22 protein-coding genes, 1 tRNA gene and 1 riboswitch are annotated in these 17672 nt (G+C 70.5%); of the genes, 15 read left to right on the top strand and 8 right to left on the bottom strand.

Annotated features, from left to right (window positions below):
- Positions 1–119: 119 nt before the first annotated feature.
- The 4 genes from ACZ6ZN_RS12345 (at position 120) to ACZ6ZN_RS12330 (ending at position 2095) form a co-directional block, all read left to right on the top strand.
- Positions 120–542: a M67 family metallopeptidase gene (locus tag ACZ6ZN_RS12345; protein ID WP_451877787.1), complete on the top strand. Its 423-nt coding sequence runs from the start codon at positions 120–122 to the stop codon at positions 540–542.
- 100 nt (positions 543–642) lie between these two features.
- Positions 643–738, top strand: coding sequence for a putative leader peptide (locus tag ACZ6ZN_RS12340; RefSeq protein ID WP_349362267.1), 96 nt, complete (start codon positions 643–645; stop codon positions 736–738).
- Between the two features lie 121 nt (positions 739–859).
- Complete coding sequence (locus ACZ6ZN_RS12335; RefSeq protein ID WP_333933582.1) at positions 860–1138, top strand: MoaD/ThiS family protein; 279 nt, start codon at positions 860–862, stop codon at positions 1136–1138.
- A gap of 6 nt (positions 1139–1144) precedes the next feature.
- Positions 1145–2095 carry a PLP-dependent cysteine synthase family protein gene (locus ACZ6ZN_RS12330; RefSeq protein ID WP_398110037.1) on the top strand — a complete coding sequence of 317 codons (951 nt, stop codon included), beginning with the start codon at positions 1145–1147 and terminating at the stop codon, positions 2093–2095.
- A gap of 76 nt (positions 2096–2171) precedes the next feature.
- Here the strand turns inward: ACZ6ZN_RS12330 and ACZ6ZN_RS12325 are convergent, their stop codons facing one another.
- Positions 2172–2621: a type II toxin-antitoxin system PemK/MazF family toxin gene (locus ACZ6ZN_RS12325; protein ID WP_469645477.1), complete on the bottom strand. Its 450-nt coding sequence runs from the start codon at positions 2619–2621 to the stop codon at positions 2172–2174.
- 212 nt (positions 2622–2833) lie between these two features.
- Here ACZ6ZN_RS12325 and ACZ6ZN_RS12320 point away from each other — a divergent pair, with 212 nt between their 5' ends.
- On the top strand, positions 2834–3586 hold the full coding sequence (locus tag ACZ6ZN_RS12320) for an MBL fold metallo-hydrolase (RefSeq protein ID WP_398110039.1): 753 nt from the start codon (positions 2834–2836) through the stop codon (positions 3584–3586).
- 65 nt (positions 3587–3651) lie between these two features.
- Here the strand turns inward: ACZ6ZN_RS12320 and ACZ6ZN_RS12315 are convergent, their stop codons facing one another.
- Together ACZ6ZN_RS12315 and ACZ6ZN_RS12310 are read right to left on the bottom strand one after the other, a co-directional pair.
- Positions 3652–4914, bottom strand: coding sequence for a PTS transporter subunit EIIC (locus tag ACZ6ZN_RS12315; RefSeq protein WP_398110040.1), 1263 nt, complete (start codon positions 4912–4914; stop codon positions 3652–3654).
- A gap of 176 nt (positions 4915–5090) precedes the next feature.
- Positions 5091–6404 carry a PTS transporter subunit EIIC gene (locus tag ACZ6ZN_RS12310; protein ID WP_398110041.1) on the bottom strand — a complete coding sequence of 438 codons (1314 nt, stop codon included), beginning with the start codon at positions 6402–6404 and terminating at the stop codon, positions 5091–5093.
- 176 nt (positions 6405–6580) lie between these two features.
- On the opposite strand from ACZ6ZN_RS12310, the gene ACZ6ZN_RS12305 reads away from it, so the two are divergent.
- From ACZ6ZN_RS12305 to rdgB, 4 genes are all read left to right on the top strand, one after another.
- A complete protein-coding gene (locus tag ACZ6ZN_RS12305) occupies positions 6581–6814 on the top strand; it encodes a glucose PTS transporter subunit EIIB (protein WP_398110042.1) in 234 nt (77 codons plus the stop codon).
- Positions 6815–6917: 103 nt separating this feature from the next.
- On the top strand, positions 6918–7655 hold the full coding sequence (rph, locus tag ACZ6ZN_RS12300; RefSeq protein ID WP_398110043.1) for a ribonuclease PH: 738 nt from the start codon (positions 6918–6920) through the stop codon (positions 7653–7655).
- A gap of 141 nt (positions 7656–7796) precedes the next feature.
- Positions 7797–8195 carry a hypothetical protein gene (locus tag ACZ6ZN_RS12295; RefSeq protein ID WP_469645472.1) on the top strand — a complete coding sequence of 133 codons (399 nt, stop codon included), beginning with the start codon at positions 7797–7799 and terminating at the stop codon, positions 8193–8195.
- 126 nt (positions 8196–8321) lie between these two features.
- On the top strand, positions 8322–8924 hold the full coding sequence (gene rdgB, locus ACZ6ZN_RS12290; protein ID WP_398110045.1) for an RdgB/HAM1 family non-canonical purine NTP pyrophosphatase: 603 nt from the start codon (positions 8322–8324) through the stop codon (positions 8922–8924).
- Between the two features lie 43 nt (positions 8925–8967).
- On the opposite strand, the gene ACZ6ZN_RS12285 is transcribed toward rdgB, so the two are convergent.
- The 4 genes from ACZ6ZN_RS12285 to bcp all read right to left on the bottom strand — a co-directional run bounded on the left by ACZ6ZN_RS12285 (position 8968) and on the right by bcp (position 10822).
- Positions 8968–9042: transfer RNA gene (locus tag ACZ6ZN_RS12285), tRNA-Leu, on the bottom strand.
- A gap of 15 nt (positions 9043–9057) precedes the next feature.
- Positions 9058–9477, bottom strand: a complete 420-nt coding sequence (locus ACZ6ZN_RS12280) for an HNH endonuclease (protein WP_469645469.1) — start codon at positions 9475–9477, stop codon at positions 9058–9060.
- Between the two features lie 71 nt (positions 9478–9548).
- Entirely contained in the window at positions 9549–10211 is a 663-nt protein-coding gene (locus ACZ6ZN_RS12275; protein WP_469645466.1) for an HNH endonuclease signature motif containing protein, read from the bottom strand.
- A gap of 143 nt (positions 10212–10354) precedes the next feature.
- On the bottom strand, positions 10355–10822 hold the full coding sequence (gene bcp, locus ACZ6ZN_RS12270) for a thioredoxin-dependent thiol peroxidase (protein ID WP_398110048.1): 468 nt from the start codon (positions 10820–10822) through the stop codon (positions 10355–10357).
- Between the two features lie 105 nt (positions 10823–10927).
- Here bcp and ACZ6ZN_RS12265 point away from each other — a divergent pair, with 105 nt between their 5' ends.
- From ACZ6ZN_RS12265 to ACZ6ZN_RS12255, 3 genes are all read left to right on the top strand, one after another.
- Positions 10928–11257: a DUF3618 domain-containing protein gene (locus ACZ6ZN_RS12265; protein WP_369196487.1), complete on the top strand. Its 330-nt coding sequence runs from the start codon at positions 10928–10930 to the stop codon at positions 11255–11257.
- Positions 11258–11301: 44 nt separating this feature from the next.
- A complete protein-coding gene (locus ACZ6ZN_RS12260) occupies positions 11302–11658 on the top strand; it encodes a GroES family chaperonin (RefSeq protein ID WP_369196488.1) in 357 nt (118 codons plus the stop codon).
- A 57-nt stretch (positions 11659–11715) separates the two neighbouring features.
- A riboswitch (guanidine-III (ykkC-III) riboswitch) is annotated at positions 11716–11784 on the top strand.
- Positions 11785–11819: 35 nt separating this feature from the next.
- On the top strand, positions 11820–12140 hold the full coding sequence (locus ACZ6ZN_RS12255; protein WP_333933570.1) for a DMT family transporter: 321 nt from the start codon (positions 11820–11822) through the stop codon (positions 12138–12140).
- Positions 12141–12174: 34 nt separating this feature from the next.
- Here ACZ6ZN_RS12255 and ACZ6ZN_RS12250 read toward each other — a convergent pair whose 3' ends face one another.
- Entirely contained in the window at positions 12175–14565 is a 2391-nt protein-coding gene (locus tag ACZ6ZN_RS12250) for a transglycosylase domain-containing protein (protein ID WP_469645464.1), read from the bottom strand.
- Between the two features lie 469 nt (positions 14566–15034).
- Between ACZ6ZN_RS12250 and ACZ6ZN_RS12245 the strand changes: the two genes are divergently transcribed.
- The 3 genes from ACZ6ZN_RS12245 to ACZ6ZN_RS12235 are packed head-to-tail and all read left to right on the top strand — an operon-like array spanning position 15035 to position 17658.
- On the top strand, positions 15035–15835 hold the full coding sequence (locus ACZ6ZN_RS12245; RefSeq protein ID WP_451877828.1) for an ABC transporter permease: 801 nt from the start codon (positions 15035–15037) through the stop codon (positions 15833–15835).
- Positions 15828–16649 carry an ABC transporter permease gene (locus tag ACZ6ZN_RS12240; protein WP_398110050.1) on the top strand — a complete coding sequence of 274 codons (822 nt, stop codon included), beginning with the start codon at positions 15828–15830 and terminating at the stop codon, positions 16647–16649. The genes ACZ6ZN_RS12245 and ACZ6ZN_RS12240 overlap by 8 nt, the downstream gene beginning before the upstream one ends.
- A gap of 1 nt (position 16650) precedes the next feature.
- Positions 16651–17658, top strand: coding sequence for an ABC transporter ATP-binding protein (locus ACZ6ZN_RS12235; RefSeq protein ID WP_469645462.1), 1008 nt, complete (start codon positions 16651–16653; stop codon positions 17656–17658).
- Positions 17659–17672: the final 14 nt, after the last annotated feature.

The raw sequence follows: 17672 nt of genomic DNA, 5'->3' as shown, positions 1-17672 counted from the left end.
CGCCCGCCGCAGGGAGTACTCGTGGCACTCCCTGCGGCCGCCGCTCAGGGTGTCCGGCATACGGGCCGTTCCGTACCAACCCTCGGTACGGAACGGCCCTTCTGCTTATCCTTGCCCGCATGCTGACCATCACCCAGGCCCTCGTCGACCAGATCGTCGCCCACGCGCGCAAGGACCACCCCGACGAGGCGTGCGGCGTCGTCGCGGGTCCGGCCGGCTCCGACCGCCCGGAGCGCTTCATCCCCATGCTGAACGCGGCCATGTCGCCCACGTTCTACGAGTTCGACTCCGGTGATCTGCTCAGGCTCTACCGCGACATGGACGACCGCGACGAGGAGCCGGTGGTGATCTACCACTCCCACACCGCCACCGAGGCCTACCCCTCGCGCACCGACATCTCCTACGCCAACGAGCCCGGCGCCCACTACGTCCTGGTCTCCACCGCCGACACCGACGGGGCCGGCCCGTTCCAGTTCCGCTCCTTCCGGATCGTCGAGGGCCAGGTCACCGAGGAGGACGTCGAGATCGTCGAGGCCTACTGATCCCGGCCCAGGAAGCGCTGATCTCGACATGTGGATGAATAGCGTCCGAAGAGTGGGATCACACTCCGGAAGCCGGACCGGGAATCGATACGATGAGCCCATGGTTCTCCACGACGTGAGCGAAAAGACGCCGGGCGATCTGCTCGTGGCGCGGCTGCACGTCGACCTGTGCAGGCTCGCCAGCGCCATCTGTTGACGCACCCTGACGCCGTACGGCCGTGAGCCGCGGCGAAACGCTCCGCCCGCGTACGACCACGCACCCCCGCGCCGCCGCGCGCCACTCACCCGACGACACCATCCGACAGGAGCCCCAGGCCATGGCCATCGAGGTCCGCATCCCGACCATCCTCCGCACCTACACCGACGGCCAGAAGGCGGTGGAGGGCACCGGGGACACCCTCGCCGAGCTGTTCAACGACCTCGAGACCCGGCACGCGGGCATCCAGGCCCGCATCGTGGACGGCGACCAACTGCGCCGCTTCGTCAACGTCTACCTCAACGACGAGGACGTCCGCTTCCTCGACGGCATCAACACCAAGCTGTCGGACGGCGACAACGTCACGATCCTGCCGGCCGTCGCCGGCGGCATGGCCTGATCGACGATGCGCTACGACTCCCCCCTGGCCGCGGTCGGCAACACCCCCCTGGTGCGCCTGCCGCGGCTGTCGCCGTCCGCCGACGTCCGCATCTGGGCGAAGCTGGAGGACCGCAACCCGACCGGCTCGGTCAAGGACCGCCCCGCCCTGCACATGATCGAGCAGGCGGAGAAGGACGGCCGGCTGACCCCGGGCTGCACCATCCTCGAGCCGACGTCGGGCAACACCGGCATCTCCCTGGCCATGGCGGCCAAGCTCAAGGGCTACCGCATCGTGTGCGTGATGCCGGAGAACACCTCGCAGGAACGCCGGGACCTGCTGGGCATGTGGGGCGCGGAGATCATCTCCTCCCCGGCCGCGGGCGGCTCCAACACCGCCGTGCGCGTCGCCAAGGAGCTCTCGGCCGAGCACCCCGACTGGGTGATGCTCTACCAGTACGGCAACCCGGACAACGCCGGCGCCCACTACGCCACGACCGGCCCGGAGATCCTCACCGACCTGCCGTCCGTCACCCACTTCGTCGCCGGACTCGGCACCACCGGCACCCTCATGGGCGTCGGCCGCTACCTGCGCGAGCACAAGCCGGACGTCCGGATCATCGCCGCCGAACCGCGCTACGACGACCTGGTCTACGGCCTGCGCAACCTCGACGAGGGCTTCGTCCCCGAGCTCTACGACGAGTCCGTCCTCACCAGCCGCTTCTCCGTCGGCTCCGCCGACGCGGTCACCCGCACCCGCGAGCTGCTCCAGCAGGAGGGCATCTTCGCCGGCGTCTCCACCGGCGCCGCGCTGCACGCCGCGATCGGCGTCGGCAGGAAGGCCGTCAAGGCCGGCGAACCGGCCGACATCGTCTTCGTCGTCGCCGACGGCGGCTGGAAGTACCTCTCGACCGGTGTCTACACCGCGGCCACCACCGAGGAAGCCATCGACACCCTCCAGGGCCAGCTCTGGGCGTAGCACGGCTGCCCGAGGGCCGGAGCCGGCAGCGGCTCCGGCCCTTTGCGCTCCTCATCCGGCCAGGTAGCGCACCCGCTCACTTGGCCAGATAGCGCACCCGGTCCCACAGCGCCGGGTCCACCACGCCGATCCGGCGGCGAAAACCCCGCACCGGCACCTCGCGCAGCTCGTCCGTCTCCAGGAAACTCGCCCGGCCCCGCGCGTCACCGACCGAGCCGGGCGGCAACGGGATCACCCCCGCACGCTCGTCGCGGAACCGCGTGGTGATCTTCACGACCGTGGCCCGCTCACCGCGCACCGCCAGCACCAGGCAGGGCCGGTCCTTGCTGCGCGGCTCGTCCTCGTAGGGCACCTCGGCCCACCAGATCTCCGCCGCCCGCGGCCGGCCCGCCGGCGCGGTGCCCGGTCGCCTCGTGCGGTCCCGCCGCTTCGGCGGCCGCCGGCTGCGCCCCCAGCCGTCGACGAGCGTGGCGACGAGCGCGAGCAGTACCACCGCGGCGAGCGCCAGCCACCAGGACGTGTCCATACTGAGACGTTACCGGCGCCACGCCTGTCGCGCGCCCCCCTCACCAGGATCACCTCCGGCCCTGCCAGCCGAACCGGTGACAGCACAGGTGAGTTCGCCCACAACAGGCCTTGGCGGAGGAGCTGCCGGAGGATTCGCGCCGTACGCTCGACGGACCGCACGACCCCCGACGCCCCTCACCGAATCGTCCCGCCAGCGGAGGTTTCTGCTTCATGAAGCTCACCGTCGTCGGCTGCTCGGGGTCGTTCCCGTCCGCGGAATCGGCCTGCTCGAGCTACCTCGTCGAGGCCGACGGCTTCCGGCTGCTTCTCGACATGGGCAACGGTGCCCTCGGCGAGCTGCAGCGCCACTGCGGTCTCTACGACCTCGACGCGATCTTCCTCAGCCACCTGCACGCCGACCACTGCATCGACATGTGCGCGTACTTCGTCGCGCGCTACTACCGCCACGACGGCGGCCGCTGCGATCCGCTCCCCGTCTTCGGGCCCGAGGGCACGGAGCACCGGCTGACCACCGCCTACGCGGACACCCCCTCCGCCTCCTCGATGAGCGAGGTCTTCGACTTCCACACGGTCAAGCCGTCCACGTTCGAGATCGGCCCCTTCACGGTGCACACCGAGCGGGTGGCCCACCCCGTGGAGGCGTACGGCATCCGCATCGAGCACGGCGGCCGGGTCCTGACGTACTCCGGCGACACCGGCGTGAGCCCCGCCCTGGACGAACTGGCCCGGGACAGCGACCTGTTCCTGTGCGAGGCGGCGTTCACGCACGGCAAGGAGAACATCCCCGACCTGCACCTCAACGGCCGCGAGGCGGGGGAGACGGCGGCCCGGGCCGGCGCCCGCCGCCTGGTCCTCACCCATGTCCCGCCGTGGACGGACCCCCAGGTCAACCTCGCCGACGCCCGCGAGGTGTACGACGGCCCGGTGAGCCTCGCCGCACCCGGGCGGACGTACGAGATCTGAGGACCCGGCGCACGCGAAAGGCCCCGGAACCCGCTCGGGTTCCGGGGCCTTCAGCCGTCAGCGGGCTACTTCGCCTCGGCCTTCTGCAGCTCGGCGAGTTCCTCGTCCGACTCCCGGCCCGGCGTGGGCAGGTTGAACTTGACGATCGCGAAGCGGAAGACCACGTAGTAGAGCGCCGCGAAGCACAGTCCGACCAGGGCCAGGCCCCAGGGGTTGGTCGCGATGCCGAGGTTGAGGAAGTAGTCCACCGCACCGGCCGAGAAGCCGAAACCGTCCTTCATGCCGAGGGCCCAGGTCAGGGCCATCGAGACACCGGTGAGCACGGCGTGGATCGCGTACAGCACCGGCGCGATGAACATGAAGGTGAACTCGATCGGCTCGGTGACACCGGTGACGAACGAGGTCAGCGCCAGGGAGAACATCATGCCGCCGACGACCTTGCGGCGCTCGGGCCGGGCGCAGTGCACGATCGCCAGGCAGGCGGCCGGCAGGGCGAACATCATGATCGGGAAGAAGCCGGTCATGAACTGCCCGGCGGTCGGGTCACCGGCGAGGAAGCGCGCGATGTCGCCGCTCTTGCCCTCGTAGGTACCGGCCTGGAACCAGGGGAAGGAGTTCAGCAGGTGGTGCATGCCGATCGGGATCAGCGCACGGTTGGCGACACCGAAGATGCCCGCGCCGACGGCACCGGAACCGACCAGCCACTCACCGAAGTTGTGCAGACCCGTGCCGAGGACCGGCCAGATGTAACCGAAGACGATGCCGATGATCAGACCCGCGAAGGCCGACAGGATCGGCACCAGACGGCGGCCACCGAAGAAGCCGGCCCAGTCGGGCAGCTTCGTGCGGTAGAAGCGCTGGTAGAGCAGGGCCACCACGAGGCCCATGACCACACCGCCGAGGACCTTGGCGTCCACCGGCGCGTCCGTCATCACGACCTTGCCGTCGACGACCTTCGCGACCTGGGGCAGGTTCTTGTCGGTGAAGGTGGCCAGCACGTTCTTGAAGACCAGGTAACCGACCACGGCGGCCAGCGCCGTCGAGCCGTCCGACTTCTTGGCGAAGCCGATCGCGATGCCCACGGCGAACAGCAGCGCCATGTTGTCGAGGATCGCGTTGCCGCCGGCCGCCATGAAACCGGCGATCTTCGTGATGAAGGCGGGGAACGACTCGCGCCCGAGCATGTCGGTGTTGCCGAGCCGGACCAGCAGGGCGGCGGCGGGCAGCACGGCGACCGGCAGCATGAGGCTGCGGCCGATGCGCTGCATGACGGCCATCACGGCCGAGCCCTTGCTCGGGCTCGCGGGCGCGGCTGTGTCTGTGGACATGAACTTCCTCCAGGGGGCACGGCGCCGCCCAGGAAGCATGAGAAGGGGGACGGCGGCGTCTCAAAGAAAGGGTGACGCGGTGACCACCGCGCGACCTCCACCAGTGAGTGGTGTAGACCAGTTGTAGCACGGTAGGCCGAACGAGTGGAACCCGCCAATTCCGCCCGCTGCGGGGATCACGCCTTGGCGCTGTCCTCCACGTCCTCCTCGGGCTCCCGCCCCGGGGTCCTCAAGTCGAACTTCGTGATCGCGAACCGGAAGATCACGTAGTAGACCAGCGCGAACGCCAACCCGATCGGAACGATCAGCCACGGCCGCGTGGCCAGATTCCAGTTGATGACGTAGTCGATCAGCCCCGCCGAGAAGCTGAACCCGTCGTGCACACCCAGCCCCCACGTCACCGCCATCGACACACCCGTCAGCAGCGCGTGCACCACGTACAGCACCGGCGCGACGAACAGGAACGAGTACTCGATCGGCTCCGTGATGCCCGTGACGAACGACGTCAGCGCCACCGACAGCATCAGACCGCCGACCTCCTTGCGCCGCGCCGGCCGCGCGCAGTGCGTGATCGCCAGAGCCGCCGCCGGCAGCGCGAACATCATGATCGGGAAGAACCCCGACGTGAACTGACCCGCATCCGGGTCACCCGCCAGGAACATGTTGATGTCACCGTGCACCACCGTCCCGTCCGGCTTCGTGAACGAACCGAACTGGAACCAGATGGGCACGTTCAGGAACTGGTGCAGCCCCACCACCAGCAACGCCCGGTTCGCCACCCCGAACACGCCCGCACCCCACGCGTCCAGGCCGTCCATCCAGTCGCTGAAGCTCTCCAGCGCGTCACCGATCGGCGGCCACACCCACAGGCACAACGCCGCGAACGCGATCGCGACGAACGCCATGATGATCGGCACCAGCCGCCGCCCGTTGAAGAACCCCAGCCAGTCCACCAGCCGCGTCCGGTGGAAACGCGCCCAGAAGAACGCCGCCAGCAACCCCATGACGATCCCGCCGAACACCCCCGGATTCTGGAACGCGAACGCCGTCACCTCGCGGCCGCCGTCCGTCACCTGGCACCCCACGTTGGGCACCGCGACCGACCCTTCCGGACAGTCCTCCGGGAACTGCCGCAGCACCGTGAAGTACACGAGGAACCCGGCCACCGCCGCCAGCGCCGTCGAACCGTCCGACTTCTTCGCCATCCCGATCGCGACACCCACACAGAACAGCAGCGGCAGACCCAGCGCACTGTCCAGCAGCGCACCGCCCGCCCCCACCATCACCTTCGAGACGTTCGTCCAGCCCAGCCCGTCGTCCCCGAACACGTCCGGCTGCCCCAGCCGGTTGAGGATGCCCGCCGCCGGCAGCACCGCGATCGGCAGCTGCAGACTCCGGCCCATCTTCTGCAACCCCTGGAACAACCGGTTCCAGCGAGCACGCCCCGGACTCACCGCCGCCTCCGAAGCGGCCGGGCTGTCGGCACTCATTCCGCTCCCCTTCGCCGAGAGACTTTTGTCGAGAGACGCACTCGTGGTGTAGACCAGTCGAACGGACGGTCGCGCAGACGTGACGCCATCCTTCGGCACACACGACACGACCGCTCGCGAAGATGGGCCAACTGTGGGTTACTGCGACAAAGCGGTTCGGATCAGGGAGAACGAAGATGGCCAGCAAGGCTGAGAAGATCGTTGCCGGGCTCGGCGGCATCGACAACATCGAGGAAGTCGAAGGCTGCATCACGCGCCTGCGCACCGAGGTCGTGGACCCCACCAAGGTCGACGAGACCGCCCTGAAGGCCGCCGGCGCCCACGGCGTCGTCAAGATGGGCAGCGCCATCCAGGTCGTCATCGGCACCGACGCCGACCCCATCGCGGCGGAGATCGAAGACATGATGTGACGCACGGGGCCGCCGCCCCGGCAACGCCCCCGGCAGCCACACCCAAGAGGCCCCTCCCACCGCGGGAAGGGCCTCTTCCGCACCTCCCGATAGGCTCAGCCGCATGTCTCGAATCGACGGCCGCACCCCCCAGCAGCTCCGCCCCATCACCATCGAGCGCGGCTGGAGCAAGCACGCCGAAGGCTCCGTCCTCGTCTCCTTCGGCGACACCAAGGTCTTCTGCACCGCCTCCGTCACCGAAGGCGTCCCCCGCTGGCGCAAGGGCAGCGGAGAAGGCTGGGTCACCGCCGAATACTCCATGCTGCCCCGCGCCACCAACACCCGCGGCGACCGCGAATCCGTCCGCGGCAAGATCGGCGGCCGCACCCACGAGATCAGCCGCCTCATCGGCCGCTCCCTGCGCGCCGTCATCGACTACAAGGCCCTCGGCGAGAACACCATCGTCCTCGACTGCGACGTCCTCCAGGCCGACGGCGGCACCCGCACCGCCGCCATCACCGGCGCCTACGTCGCCCTCGCCGACGCCGTCGCCTGGGCCCAGCGCAAGAAGCTCGTCAAAGCCGGCCGCCGGCCCCTCACCGGCACCGTCTCCGCCGTCTCCGTCGGCATCGTCGGCGGCATCCCCCTCCTCGACCTCTGCTACGAGGAAGACGTCAAGGCCGACACCGACATGAACGTCGTCTGCACCGGCGACGGCCGCTTCGTCGAGGTCCAGGGCACCGCCGAAGCCGAACCCTTCGCCCGCGACGAACTCAACGCCCTCCTCGACCTCGCCGTCACCGGCTGCACCGAGCTCGCCGCACACCAGCGCACCGCGCTCGACACCCTCCTCGAAAAGTAAAGGACGCGCCAAGAACGGTGCTCGGCCCGGGCAACCAGGCCGAGCACACCCGCGTCTGAAGGAGTACGGGCGCACGGCTCACCCTGTGCGCCCGGCCAGCCACCGGGCCCGACCGGCCCGTCGAACGAGAGGGACCGTTCCATGGCCGCGAGCCGCCGACGCCGCACCGCAGCCGTCGCCGCCACCCTGGCGGCCGTCGCGCTGACCGCCGGACTCACCACCGGCTGCGCCGCCGTCGACAAGGCACTGGACTGCGTCCAGACCGCCGACGCCATCGCCGACAGCGTCACGGAACTCCAGCAGGCCGTCGACAACGCCGCGAACGACCCGGCACAGCTCGACGCATCCCTCGACTCCATCGACAAGAACCTCGGCCGCATCGGCGACAAGACCGACAACGCCGACGTCGGCAAGGCCGTGGACGACCTGAACAAGGCCGTCGACAACGTCCGCACCTCCCTCGGCAACGGCGACGAGACCCCGGACATCAGCCCGGTCACCGACGCCGCGGGCGAGCTGACGAAGGTCTGCACGCCGTGAGCTGCGCCGACTGAACCCACTGCGGCCCCTCGCGTGCCGGGTATCCGTCGTCGGGCGGGTGCGGGTCCGCGGGGGCCGATCACGCAGTTCCCCACGCCCCTGACGGCGCGCAATAGTCTGGGGCCCATGAGCCGCCTGATCCTCGCCACCCGCAACGCCGGGAAGATCACCGAACTGCACGCCATCCTCGCCGAAGCCGGACTGCCCCACGAACTCGTCGGCGCCGACGCCTACCCGGACATCCCCGACGTCAAGGAAACCGGCGTCACCTTCGCCGAGAACGCCCTCCTCAAGGCCCACGCCCTGGCCCGGGCCACCGGCCTGCCGGCCGTCGCCGACGACTCGGGCCTGTGCGTCGACGTCCTCAACGGCGCCCCCGGCATCTTCTCCGCCCGCTGGGCCGGCCGCCACGGCGACGACAAGGCCAACCTCGACCTGCTCCTCGCCCAGCTCTCGGACATCGCCGACGAACACCGCCAGGCCCACTTCGCCTGCGCCGCGGCCCTGGCCCTGCCCGACGGCACGGAGCGGGTCGTCGAGGGCCAGCTGCGCGGCGTGCTCCGCCACGCACCGGCGGGCTCGGGCGGCTTCGGCTACGACCCGATCCTCCAGCCGGACGGCGAGACCCGCACCTGCGCGGAACTGACCCCCCAGGAGAAGAACGCGATCAGCCACCGCGGCAAGGCGTTCCGGGCGCTGGTACCGGTGGTGCGTGAGCTGGTGGGCTGACGCATGGAGAAGGGCGCCCACTCACGTGGTGCGCCCTTCCGGATGGGCCCGGTGGGACTCGAACCCACGACACACCGGACCTAAACCGGCGCCCTCTGGCCAGCTGGGGTACGGGCCCACAGCGGTGCCCACTCTACTGGGCTCCGGAGCTCGTCCGACGGCCTCCCCGGCACCATGTGGTGGTGATCGCATGGCAATTCGGACACAGCAGCCGCAGGTTCTGCCGCCGGTCGTCGCTCCAGTCCCCGTTGATGTGATCAACCTCGAGCGTCATGGGATTGCCCTGCCACTCGGGACCGGTGCCGCATCGTGCGCACACCTCCGGGACACCGACAGCTCGAAGCGCGCGGCGCAGCAGTGAGGCCCCGGTCCGGCGCCGACCCTCGTGCCGGACCAGGATCTGCTCGGGCGGCTTGACCGGAACCGTTCCCGGCCTGCCCCGGGCGTGTGCCTGCCCGAGGAAGTGTGTCGTGTCGAGGCGCTCTTGGGCGATCCAGCGCCGCAGCGTCGTCCGCTGCCCGCCGTTGTCCGGCCGGCTCAGGCGGCGCAGCACCTGGGCAAGGGAGGTGGACTCGGCGACCGCGGCCCTCAGTTGTTCGGAGGTGGGACGGGCCCGTCGTCCGCTCATGCGGGACGGCCTTGCGGGCGTCGGGCGCCCCGTCCCCGGTACCTGTCGGTCGTCGCATGGCAGTTGGGGCACAGGAACCGGACGTTGTCGATCCTGTTGTTCCGCCAGTCGCCGTCGATGTGGTCGACCTCCAGGGACAGTGGTTCCCCCAGCCAGAGCGCCCCGGTGCCGCACAAGGCGCAGCGCTCCTCCACGCCCAGCTCCCGCATCGCCCTCCTGAGGCGGGCGCTGGGTACGCGGCAGGCGCGTGGCGAGGTGTCCTGGACGAGGATCTCCTCCGCGGTTCGACGACGCTGGTTGTACCTCATCCGCTCCGTCCGGACCACAGGCACGAAATGCGACGTGTCGATCCCGTACGCCTTGATCCGGCGGCTGATGTGCGTGTGATGTCCGCCCACCACATCGAGTCCGAGATGCCGCAGCACCTCGCACATGTTCGTCGACGCCCCCACCGCCCGCTCGAGGACGGTCCTCGTCCACCGGACCCCCTCCCGCTCGAAGTGCGACACGTCCACGCCGAGCTTCCTCATCCGCTCGGACACGTAGCGTCGCGTCGCACTCTGCGGATCCACCCCCAGCCTCTCCAGCGCCTCCGACAACGACCGAGCCCCCCGAGCCGCTTCCTCCAGCCGCTCCCTGGTGTACGCACTGGCCCCCACGAAACACCCCTCCGTCCCCGACCACCCGTTCGTGGTCTCGCACGGAGTAACGAACCGCTTATCGGACAGTCACGCCCGAAACGCGGAGCGGCTCGTACTGGGGATCTCCGGTACGAGCCGCTCTCGGAACGATCGGTGGGGTCTCAGACGCCTAGGTCCTTGATGATCTTGGCCACGTGGCCGGTCGCCTTGACGTTGTACAGGGCGCGTTCGACCTTGCCCTCCTCGTCCACGATCACCGTGGAGCGGATGACGCCGACCACCGTCTTGCCGTACAGCTTCTTCTCACCGAAGGCGCCGTAGGACTCCAGGACCTGCTTGTCCGGGTCGGCGAGGAGCGTGACCTTCAGGGACTCCTTGTCGCGGAACTTCGCGAGCTTCTCCGGCTTGTCGGGGGAGATGCCGATGACGTCGTACCCCGCGCCGGCCAGCAGCTCCAGGTTGTCCGTGAAGTCGCAGGCCTGCTTCGTGCAGCCGGGGGTGAGGGCGGCCGGGTAGAAGTAGACGATGACCTTGCGGCCCTTGTGGTCCGACAGGGACACCTCGGTGCCGTCGGCGTCGGGGAGGGTGAAGGCGGGGGCCACGTCCCCCGGCTGGAGTCGCTCGCTCATCGGACCAGGGTAACCGGGGGTCCTGACAGTGCGGCGAGCCGTGGAGCTGACAGACTGTCCGGCACAGGCTTGCACAGGCTTCATACCGACTTCGGAGGCGACACGGTGGCGGACACGGCGGACACCAGGACCCCGGCGCAGATCGAGGCGGACATCAGGCGCCGCCGCGCGACCCTGGCCGAGACGCTCGACGAGATCGGGGTGCGGGTGCACCCGAAGACGATCGTCGGGGATGCCAAGGCCAAGGTCGCGTCGAACATCGACCACACCCTCGGGCGGGCCTACGTGGGGGTCAACAAGGCCGTCACCGATGTGCGCGCCCGGTTCGTGGACGAGGACGGGGCGCCCCGCCTGGAGCGCGTGGTGCCCGTCGCGCTCGTCGTGGTGGGTGTGGTGGGGCTGCTCGCGCTGGGCACGCGGCGGCGCAAGGGCTGACCCGACTGCCGACGCGGACCGGGAAGACAGGTAGGTTTCAGGGCGTGAGCGCCAAGAGAAACGAGCACAGCACCCACCCGGACAAGCTGCCCATCCGGATGCTGCACGATCGCGTACTCGTGCGGCAGGAGACCGGTGAGGGCGAGCGGCGTTCCGGTGGCGGCATCCTGATCCCCGCCACGGCGGCGGTGGGCCGGCGGCTGGCCTGGGCCGAGGTCGTCGCGGTGGGGCAGAACGTACGGACGGTGGAGCCGGGCGACCGGGTCCTGTTCGACCCGGAGGACCGGGCCGAGGTCGAGGTGCGGGGCATCGCGTACGTGCTGATGCGCGAGCGCGATCTGCACGCCGTGGCCGCGGACCGGTTCGAGGGGTCGGAGGACTCGACGGGCCTGTACCTGTAGGCCGGCCGGCAGGGCCGTGAAGGGGCCGGTGACCATGGTCACCGGCCCCTTCGGCGTGCCGTTTGCTAGCGTGGAGGGACCCCCGACGAGACGCGCCGTACCGGGCCAAGGCAAAGACGACGCACCGATTCCGTCAGCCCGTCTCCCGGAAGGTGCCCGTCGTGGCCTGGGTTCTGCTCGTCGTCGCCGGTCTGCTCGAGGTGGCGTGGTCCGTCGGCATGAAGTACACCGACGGTTTCACGCGTCCCGTTCCGAGTGTGCTCACCGGCGCCGGGATCGTCGTCAGCATGCTGCTGCTGTCGCAGGCGGCCAAGACCCTGCCCATCGGTACCGCCTACGGCGTGTGGGTGGGGATCGGTGCCGCCGGGGCGGCGGTGTTCGGCATGGCGGTGCTGGGGGAGCCGGCGACCGCCGCCCGGATCTTCTTCGTGTGTCTGCTGCTGGTCGCCGTGGTGGGGCTGAAGGCGACCTCGGGTCACTGACCGCTCGCGCGGCTGACCGGCCCTTCGTGGGGCCTTAGTCGCGGCGGACGGTCTGCGGGACGACGCCCCAGCCGGGGCCGGTCGGGCCGCCGGTGGCGCCGCCGTCGTCCGTGTCGCCGCCGGTCGTGCCGCCGTCGGTGGTGCCGGCGTCGCCGCCGGTGGCCCCGCCGTCGCCGGTGCCGCCGTCCGTGGTGCCGCCGGTGGGGGACTCGCCGCCGGTGGTGCCGTCGGTGGTGCCGCCGGTCTGGCCCTCGTTCTGCCCCTCGGGGGCGCTCGGGCTCTGCTCGGGCGTCTGGCTGCCCTCGTCCTCGCCGCCGGTGGTGCCGTTGTCGTCGGGCTCGCCGGTGGCCGGGTCGGAGGGGGCCGTGGTGCGGGGGATCTCGGTGACGTCGGAGCCGGCCTGGAGGTCGAGGTCGAAGGCCTTGACCGGCTTGCCCTTGAGGGCGTCGCGGGTGAACTGGGCCCAGATCTCGGCGGGCGGTCCGCCCCCGTTGATGCGGGGCAGGCCGAGCGCGCCGTACAGCGGCTTCTGGGCGGCGGTGACGGGGTCCTGGCCCATGACGGAGACGACCACGGCGAGGTCGGGCGTGTAGCCGGCGAACCAGGCGGCCTTGTCCTTCTCGGCGGTGCCGGTCTTGCCGGCGACGGGGCGGCCGGTGGCCTGCGCGGCGGAGGCCGTGCCGTTCTGCACGACGCTCTGGAGGACCTTGGTGGTGGTGTCGGCGGCCTGGCGGCTGACGGCCTGCCGGGTGCGCCGGTCGGGCAGGTCGACGGGGACGCCTCCCTTGGTGACCTTCTCGACGATCGTGTAGGTGCCGTGGCGGCCGTGGTTGGCCAGGGTGGCGTAGGCCTCGGCCATGTCCAGGACGCTGGCGGTGGCCGTGCCGAGCGCGATGGCGGGGCCGTCGGCGAGGTCGGGGGTGGTCTCGGGGATGCCGAGGTCGATGGCGGTCTGCTTGACCTTCTGGGGGCCGACGTCGGCGGCCATCTGCGCGTACACCGAGTTGACGGACTTGTCGGTGGCCTCGGTGACGGTGATGTCGCCGTAGGAGACCTGGTCCTCGTTCTCGGGGGCGTACGGCTGGCCGGTCCAGCCCTGGACGGGGCGCTGGTTGGTGCCGTCGTAGACGGTGTTGGGGGTGATCGTGCGGCCGTCCTGCGTCCGGGAGCCGTTCTCGACGGCCGCGGTGAAGACGAACGGCTTGAAGGTGGAGCCGACCTGGAAGTCGCGGCGGGTGGCGTTGGGGGTGTACTGCTTGACGTAGTCGATGCCGTTGTACATCGCCACGACCTTGCCGGTCTTGGGGTCGACGGCGGCGCCGCCGGCGCGTACGGAGCGGTCGACCTTGTTCTTCTTGTCGAGCTTGCTCATGAGCTTGTCGTCGACGGCCTTGACGAAGGCGTCCTGCTTGGGCTTCTGCAGGGTCGTCGTGATGCGGTAGCCGCCGGCGTCGAGCCTGCTCTCTTCGACGATCTTGTTCTGGACGAGGTGGTCCTTGACGATCCGGACGATGTAGCCGCGCTGGCCGGACATGCCGGTGGAGAGGGTGGACTCCTTCGGCACGGGGAACTTCATGCCGGTCCGCTCCGACTGGCTGAGCCAGCCCTTCTTGACCATGCCGTCCAGGGTGTAGTTCCAGCGGGCCTCGGCGGCCTTGCGGTTCTCGGGGTGGGCGACGACGTCGTACTGGCTGGGGGCGTTGACGAGGGCGGCGAGGTAGGCGGCGCGGGCGGGGTCGAGGTCCTTGGCGTCCATGCCGTAGTAGGCCTGGGCGGCGGCCTGGATGCCGTAGGCGTTGCGGCCGAAGTAGCTGGTGTTGAGGTAGCCCTCGAGGATGTGGTCCTTGCTGACCTCGCGGTCCAGCTTGATCGCGATGAAGAACTCCTTGGCCTTGCGCGTGACGGTCTGTTCCTGGCGCAGGTAGTAGTTCTTCACGTACTGCTGGGTGATGGTGGAGCCGGACTGCTTGCCCTTGCCGAGGGCGGTGTTCCAGGCGGCGCGGACCATGGCCTTGGGGTCGACGGCGGACTCGGTGTAGAAGTCGCGGTCCTCGGCGGCCAGGATGGCGTGCTGGGCGTCCTTGGAGATCTGCCCGAGGGTGACGTTCTCCCGGTTGACCTCGCCGTCGCGGGCGATGACGGAGCCGTCCGCGTAGAGGTAGACGTTGGCCTGCTTGGTGGCGAGCGCGTTGGCCGGGGGGATCTTCACCAGCGAGTAGCCCAGGAAGAACGCGCCGATGAGCAGCAGGGCCGCGACGAGGAAGGTGCCCAGGGTCATGCGCCAGGTGGGGATCAGCCGGCGCCATCCGGTCCGCTTGCGCTTCCCGGCGGCCTGGCCCTCGGGCGCGCCCGGGTCGCCGCCGGCGTCCGCCTGCGGCTCTCGCGGTGCCCAGCCCTGACTCGGCTGCTGAGACTCGTCACTCATGTCGTGCACGGACTCCTGTGTCGCGTCGTACGTCGTTGCCGTACGTCTCTGCTCGCTCTTGCGCCCCTGTGATGAAGACTGTCGCATCCGGCGATCAGTTCCCTGATCGAGGGCCGTGTCGTGGGGCGGTGGCCGGTCGGGGCCGGGCGGGCGGACGTGCAGGCGGGTGCGGGGTGGCTCCCCGCCCGGTACGCCTGTTCGTCACCGTCCTGCTCGTGCCGGGTCCCCCGAAGGGGGCACGGCCGACGGTGCGAGCGGGTCGCGCGCCCCGCTCCGGCCGGTCCCGCTGCCGCACTGCTCGTCCCGGCCGTGTGCGCCCCGGCCCGCGCGGACGTGTCGGATCGTACCGCCTGGCCCGGCCCGGCCCGTCGTGCGCGCCCGGGGCCGCGGTGAAAACCCGTGGCGGGCGCCGTGGGCGCGCCACTAGGCTCCTGCGCTTCGGTGCCCGGTGGCGAGGAGGGTGGTGGAGGTGGGTTCGTGGCGGTTGTACGCGGCCGTCGCGGCGGGCGGCTTCCGGCGGTTCGCGACCTATCGGGCGGCCACGCTGGCCGGGGTGTTCACCAACACGGTCTTCGGGGTCATCCTCGTGTACACCTACCTGGCGCTGTGGGAGGAGAGGCCGCACCTCGGCGGGTACGGCCAGGCGCAGGCGGTGACCTACGTGTGGCTCGGGCAGTGCCTGTACGCGACGCTGGCCATCCAGGGCGGCGGGGCGGAGAAGGACCTGATGGGGCGGATCCGCACCGGTGAGATCGCCGTCGACTTGTACCGTCCGGCCGATCTCCAGCTGTGGTGGATGGCCGGTGACCTGGGCCGGGCGCTGTTCCAGCTGCTGGGGCGCGGGGTGGTGCCGTTCCTGTTCGGTGCGCTGTTCTTCCCCATGGCGCTGCCGTCGGACGTGGGCCGCTGGGCGGCGTTCGCGGTGACGCTGCTGCTGGCGGCGGTGGTCAGCTTCGCGTTGCGGCATCTGGCGGCCCTGAGCGTGTTCTGGCTGATGGACGGCATGGGGGTCAGTCAGGTGCTGGCGGTGACGGGGATCTTCTTCTCGGGCATGGTGCTGCCGCTGAACGCCTTCCCGGGCGTGCTCGGCGAGGTGGTGCGGGTGCTGCCGTGGGCGGCGCAGATCCAGATGCCGGCCGATGTGCTGATGGGGGAGACGGGGGTGCTCGGGGCGCTCGCCTTCCAGGCGGGCTGGGCGGTGGTGCTGCTGGCGGCGGGCCGGGCGGTGCAGTCGGCGGCGACGCGGCGGGTGGTGGTGCAGGGTGGGTGAGCGCGGTGCCCTGCGGGAGGGGGTGCGGGCCTACCGGCTGATCGCGGCGATGTGGGTCCGCTCCAGCATGACCTACCGCGCGTCGTTCGCCGTCACGCTGTGCGGCAACCTCGTGCTGACGGGCCTGGACTTCGTGGGGATCCTGCTGATGTTCTCGCAGGTCGACTCGCTGGGCGGCTGGTCGCTGCCGGAGGTGGCGTTCCTGTACGGGCTGTCGGTGACGGCCTTCGGCTTCGCGGACCTGGCGCTCGGGTCGATGGACGTGCTGGGTGCCCGGATGCGCGACGGGTCGTTCGACACGCTGCTGGTGCGGCCCGCGCCGGTGCTGGCGCAGGTCGGCGCCGACCGGTTCGCGCTGCGGCGGCTGGGCCGGATCACGCAGGGCGTGGTGGTGCTGGGCTGGGCGCTGGTGTCGGTGGACGTCGACTGGAGCCCGGGGAAGGTGCTGCTGGTGCCGGTGATGGTGGTGAGCGGGGCGGTGATCTTCTCGTCGGTGTTCGTGGCCGGCGCGGCCTTCCAGATCTTCGCGCAGGACGCCGCCGAGGTGCAGAACGCCTTCACCTACGGCGGGACGACGCTGTTGCAGTACCCGCCCGGCGTGTTCGGGAAGGACCTGGTGCGGGGGGTGACCTTCGTGCTGCCGCTGGCCTTCGTGAACTGGGTGCCCGCCGCCCATGTGCTGGGCCGGCCGTATCCGGTCGGTCTGCCGCAGGGGGCGGCCTACGCCTCGCCGCTGGTGGCGGTGGTCTGCTCCGTGCTGGCCGGGCTGGCCTGGCGGACGGGGCTTCGCTCGTACCGGAGTACAGGGAGCTGAGTTGACCGGGTCGGACAGTGACTTCATCGAACTCGACGGTGTGGAGAAGGTCTTCGAGGTGCGCCGCAGGACCGGCTTCCTGAAGCGTGAGCGGCGGCTGGTGCGGGCGGTCGACTCGATCTCCTTCCGGGTGCGGCGCGGTGAGATGGTCGGCTACATCGGTCCCAACGGCGCCGGGAAGTCGACCACGATCAAGATGCTGACGGGCATCCTGACGCCCAGCGCGGGCCGGCTCCGGGTGGCCGGGATCGACCCCTCGGCGCAGCGCACGCGGCTCGCGCACCGCATCGGGGTGGTGTTCGGGCAGCGCACCACCTTGTGGTGGGACCTGCCCCTGGTCGACTCCTACCGGCTGATGCACCGCATGTACCGCATCCCGGACGCCCGTTACCGGGAGAACCTGGACCGCCTGGTCGAACTCCTGGACCTTTCGAGCCTGCTGGACGTGCCGGTGCGGCAACTCAGCCTGGGCCAGCGGATGCGCGGGGACATCGTGGCGGCGCTGCTGCACGACCCGGACGTGCTGTACCTGGACGAGCCGACCATCGGCCTGGACGTCGTCTCCAAGGCGAAGGTGCGGGAGTTCCTGCGGGAGGTGAACGCCGAGCGCGGCACGACGGTGCTGCTGACCACCCACGACCTGCAGGACATCGAGCAGTTGTGCCGGCGGGTGATGGTCATCGACCACGGGCGCCTGATGTACGACGGGGCGCTCGCCGGGCTGCACTCGGTGGGGGAGAGCGAGCGGACCCTGGTGGTGGACCTGGAGCGGGAACTGCCGCCGGTGGAGGTGCCGGCGCCGGCGCGGGTGGTGCGGGTGGAGGGGCCGCGGCAGTGGCTGGCGTTCCCCGCCGCCGAGTCGGCGGCGCCGCTCGTGGCGCGGATCGCGGCGCAGTACCCGCTGGTCGACCTGTCGGTGCGGGAGCCGGACATCGAGGCGGTGATCGCGAAGATGCTGCGTTCGCCGGGCGAGGCGCCGGAACCGCCGGCGGAGCGTGCGACCGCATAGTGCCCGGCGCGGTC

The sequence above is a fragment of the Streptomyces sp. NPDC053665 genome, from assembly GCF_055585285.1.
This window is presented reverse-complemented; position numbering and strand designations above follow the sequence as displayed.

Bases quoted from the DNA above. Each gene is read 5' to 3' on its own strand.
- rdgB (WP_398110045.1), top strand. From the start codon at position 8,322: ATGAGCCGCCTGATCCTCGCCACCCGCAACGCCGGGAAGATCACCGAA.
- ACZ6ZN_RS12320 (WP_398110039.1), top strand. From the start codon at position 2,834: ATGAAGCTCACCGTCGTCGGCTGCTCGGGGTCGTTCCCGTCCGCGGAA.
- ACZ6ZN_RS12295 (WP_469645472.1), top strand. From the start codon at position 7,797: ATGGCCGCGAGCCGCCGACGCCGCACCGCAGCCGTCGCCGCCACCCTG.
- ACZ6ZN_RS12340 (WP_349362267.1), top strand. From the start codon at position 643: ATGGTTCTCCACGACGTGAGCGAAAAGACGCCGGGCGATCTGCTCGTG.
- ACZ6ZN_RS12305 (WP_398110042.1), top strand. From the start codon at position 6,581: ATGGCCAGCAAGGCTGAGAAGATCGTTGCCGGGCTCGGCGGCATCGAC.
- ACZ6ZN_RS12330 (WP_398110037.1), top strand. From the start codon at position 1,145: ATGCGCTACGACTCCCCCCTGGCCGCGGTCGGCAACACCCCCCTGGTG.
- ACZ6ZN_RS12345 (WP_451877787.1), top strand. From the start codon at position 120: ATGCTGACCATCACCCAGGCCCTCGTCGACCAGATCGTCGCCCACGCG.
- bcp (WP_398110048.1), bottom strand. From the start codon at position 10,822: ATGAGCGAGCGACTCCAGCCGGGGGACGTGGCCCCCGCCTTCACCCTC.
- ACZ6ZN_RS12310 (WP_398110041.1), bottom strand. From the start codon at position 6,404: ATGAGTGCCGACAGCCCGGCCGCTTCGGAGGCGGCGGTGAGTCCGGGG.
- rph (WP_398110043.1), top strand. From the start codon at position 6,918: ATGTCTCGAATCGACGGCCGCACCCCCCAGCAGCTCCGCCCCATCACC.
- ACZ6ZN_RS12335 (WP_333933582.1), top strand. From the start codon at position 860: ATGGCCATCGAGGTCCGCATCCCGACCATCCTCCGCACCTACACCGAC.
- ACZ6ZN_RS12250 (WP_469645464.1), bottom strand. From the start codon at position 14,565: ATGAGTGACGAGTCTCAGCAGCCGAGTCAGGGCTGGGCACCGCGAGAG.
- ACZ6ZN_RS12325 (WP_469645477.1), bottom strand. From the start codon at position 2,621: ATGGACACGTCCTGGTGGCTGGCGCTCGCCGCGGTGGTACTGCTCGCG.
- ACZ6ZN_RS12315 (WP_398110040.1), bottom strand. From the start codon at position 4,914: ATGTCCACAGACACAGCCGCGCCCGCGAGCCCGAGCAAGGGCTCGGCC.